Origin of the sequence: Streptococcus castoreus DSM 17536 (assembly GCF_000425025.1) — a bacterium.
Classification (GTDB): domain Bacteria; phylum Bacillota; class Bacilli; order Lactobacillales; family Streptococcaceae; genus Streptococcus; species Streptococcus castoreus.
The window spans coordinates 1-2,949 of sequence record NZ_AUKZ01000042.1; the positions used below are offsets into that span (position 1 = coordinate 1).

General features: G+C 36.9%; 2 protein-coding genes, 2 tRNA genes and 1 pseudogene. 4 read left to right on the forward strand and 1 reads right to left on the reverse strand.

Annotated features, from left to right (window positions below):
• The first annotated feature begins 20 nt into the window (after positions 1-20).
• Both H346_RS0108025 and H346_RS0108030 read left to right on the forward strand, forming a co-directional pair.
• A tRNA-Ile gene (locus tag H346_RS0108025) sits at positions 21-94 on the forward strand.
• Between the two features lie 5 nt (positions 95-99).
• Positions 100-187 (forward strand) — tRNA-Ser (locus tag H346_RS0108030).
• 286 nt (positions 188-473) lie between these two features.
• Here H346_RS0108030 and H346_RS0108035 read toward each other — a convergent pair.
• Positions 474-1,817 (reverse strand): YhgE/Pip domain-containing protein, encoded by a 1,344-nt coding sequence (locus tag H346_RS0108035; RefSeq protein WP_027970624.1) that lies wholly within the window; start codon positions 1,815-1,817, stop codon positions 474-476.
• Between the two features lie 134 nt (positions 1,818-1,951).
• On the opposite strand from H346_RS0108035, the gene H346_RS0108040 reads away from it, so the two are divergent.
• Positions 1,952-2,485 (forward strand): TetR/AcrR family transcriptional regulator, encoded by a 534-nt coding sequence (locus H346_RS0108040; protein ID WP_027970625.1) that lies wholly within the window; start codon positions 1,952-1,954, stop codon positions 2,483-2,485.
• 315 nt (positions 2,486-2,800) lie between these two features.
• A pseudogene (locus H346_RS10555) lies at positions 2,801-2,949 on the forward strand (IS982 family transposase); the annotation flags it as partial.

Genomic DNA, 2,949 nt, shown 5'->3' on the forward strand with positions numbered 1-2,949 from the left:
TTTCCCAAGCGGATTTGCTTGGGCGCGTAGCTCAGGTGGTTAGAGCGCACGCCTGATAAGCGTGAGGTCGGTGGTTCGAGTCCACTCGTGCCCATATTTGGAGAATTACTCAAGAGGCTGAAGAGGACGGTTTGCTAAATCGTTAGGTCGGGTAACTGGCGCAAGGGTTCGAATCCCTTATTCTCCGTACTAGGTATAAAAAAGCTAAGCTCTAGAGAGGTTCCAATTGGTCTTCTCTTTTTTGATGTTCAGTACAATGAGAATTTTAGTTTTAAATTGTCAAAGCTTTAGAAGTCAAAAGGATTTCGCTTAGTGATTTTGAAGAGTATTTTTAGTAAGTACAGCCAAGGGAAAGTATTTTGGAATCTTTCTGAAAGTCATATTTGGGCGTTTGGTATTGAGAATTGAGCACTTTGAAGTAAGATAATTCTAGATTAGCGATAATTTTTTGTGTGTTTTCTGATCCACAACATCTAAAATAGAGATAAAGTAGTATTGAGTGGTGCCATACCTTTTGATAGTTCAATTAAAGCTGCACTTGTTTCAGGCAGAACTTGATTAGACTGGGTAGCTATTTGAGTCAAACTAGCCTTTAATTGTTCTAACTGAAGAGAAGAAATTCCCTCATCCAAAGTTTTCAGTTCGACTGATAGATCTTGGACATTTTCCAAAATGCGCTTAGCTGACGAAGCAGCCATACTGTCAGTTTGGTTAAGCGCTGTACTAAGTTCTGCTTGTTGTTCAGGACTCAGAGATTGGTAAGCGGCTGTTTCTTGTAAAGCTTCCCTTTGGCTGTTTTTCGAGGAAGATTCTTCAGCAATAATTTGCTGTGCTACCTGTCTAATTACCGTTAGACTGGTTGTTAGATTAACAATATTGAGACTGGGAAACTGTACCGTTGACAAACTGTTATTGAGTTGCTGAATTCCTTGATTTAAAGTTGGTAAACCAGCAGTTAAAGTCTGCATCGTTTCAAACTTCCCATCAGAAATATCGGTCGCTTGAGTTAACTGGAGCAACCCTTGATGAAGTTGAGCAGCTCCCTGTGATAATCTAGAAATGCCATTAAAATAAATTGGCATCTCAGTTGATAAGTTATCTAAACCACTTGTTAACTGACCTACACCTCCCGTGTATAGTGACAAACCTGATATTAACTGATTAACTCCTTGAGCAAATTGTCGACTCAAACCGGATAAAGTAGTCAAATTACTTGTAATGGTTTGGCTACCATTTTGAACCGTTGCTGTGCCAAAAGCTAGTTTCTGACTACCAATCTCCGCTTCCTTAAGACCCGATTGCAATTCTGTCATGCTAGCAAAAACAGCTAAAGTATAGTTCTTTGTGATTTTTTGTGAAATAGACTTCTGAAGTTTAGCCATAGCAGTCTCACCCATTTTTGAGGCAACCACTCCATGACCTTTGCTGGTTTGGTAAGAAATCATCAGTTTTTCTGGTCTGCGATCTAGTAGCGTTGTCGCCTTCTTCGAAAGCTCTTTAGGAAGCGTAATGATCATATAATATTTACCATCTTTAAGCCCCTTTTTTGCAGTCTCTTCAGAAACAAAATGATAGTCTAAATCTCCATTTTTAGACATATTGTCCACCATTTCATGCCCAATTGTTAATGACTTACCATTTAAATATGCAGGCTCATCTTGATTGACTACCGCAATAGGAAGTTCATTAACATGACCATACGGATCCCACATAGATCCTAAAAAGGCCATATTATATAGGGCAGGAACCAATGAAATGCCAACCATGATGATGATTAACTTGGGATTTTTAATAAGTGCTTTAAATTCATCTAACATTTTTTCTCCTAAAATGGACATATCGTCCACGATTTATGATAGAATATATTATACAAGTAAAATTAAAATTTACAAGACAAAAATTTCGATTTCTAGACATTATGTCTAAAAGTGTTCAAAAGGAGAATAAGCTAATGGTCGATCGTAAAGAGAAAACAAGGCAAGCTATCTTGAGAGCAATGGTTACTCTATTGAAAACGGAAAGTTTTGATGATATAACCACCATTAAGCTGGCTAAAAGAGCTGGTATTAGTCGCTCAAGTTTTTACACACATTACAAAGATAAATACGAAATGATTGACTACTATCAGCAAACTTTCTTTCATAAGTTAGAATACATCTTTGAAAAGGAATACCAAAACAAAGAACTGGCATTTCTGGAAGTCTTTGAATTTCTTCAAAGAGAACAATTGCTATCTTCACTTCTATCCGCAAATGGAACGAAGGAAATTCAAACTTTTATTATCAATAAAGTACGTCTTCTAATTAATATTGATTTGCAAGGGAAATTCAATACGGAAGAATTATCACAAACAGAAAAAGAATATCGCAGTATCTACCTAGCACATGCCTTTTTTGGAGTTTGTCAAAGTTGGATCGCTAAAGGTAAGACAGAATCTCCCCAAGAGATGACAAGATTTGTCCTAAAAATGCTCTCTAACTCTTAGTCACAAAAGGGACACCAAATAGACACTCCTAATAAAAATTGTTCGCTAATCAAGGCAGATAACACAAATTTATCTCTTTCTCTTTAATAAATAGAGTTCTTACTAACCACTTCAATATATCAAGAATGTTCCTAGTCACAAGGCAAATATAGAACAAGCCAAGCGCATGAAAGACTTAAAAAACTAAGTATTGTTTTCATCTAAACTATAACTCGGAAATAACTGTTACCCGTGGTGCTAGTTGCTTTCAAAATACAATAAAAAGCCCAAATGGACTATACTGTAAGTGACCAAACAAACAGGAGGTTAGTCCAAATGAGCCACTTACAGTATACCGCTAAATCCCATCACTTACAATGGAATTTGCAACAATTATCAAAAATTTGCCATCAGCTGTATCGTGAGTATTGTCCAGAAGGCTTAAAACACCGTCGTAACGTTAGCTTGTCCAAGGTCTCAGACGA

What these genes read in the sequence shown, in the direction of transcription:
- H346_RS0108040 (WP_027970625.1), top strand. Translation starts at nt 1,952, where the DNA reads ATGGTCGATCGTAAAGAGAAAACAAGGCAAGCTATCTTGAGAGCAATG.
- H346_RS0108035 (WP_027970624.1), bottom strand. Translation starts at nt 1,817, where the DNA reads ATGTTAGATGAATTTAAAGCACTTATTAAAAATCCCAAGTTAATCATC.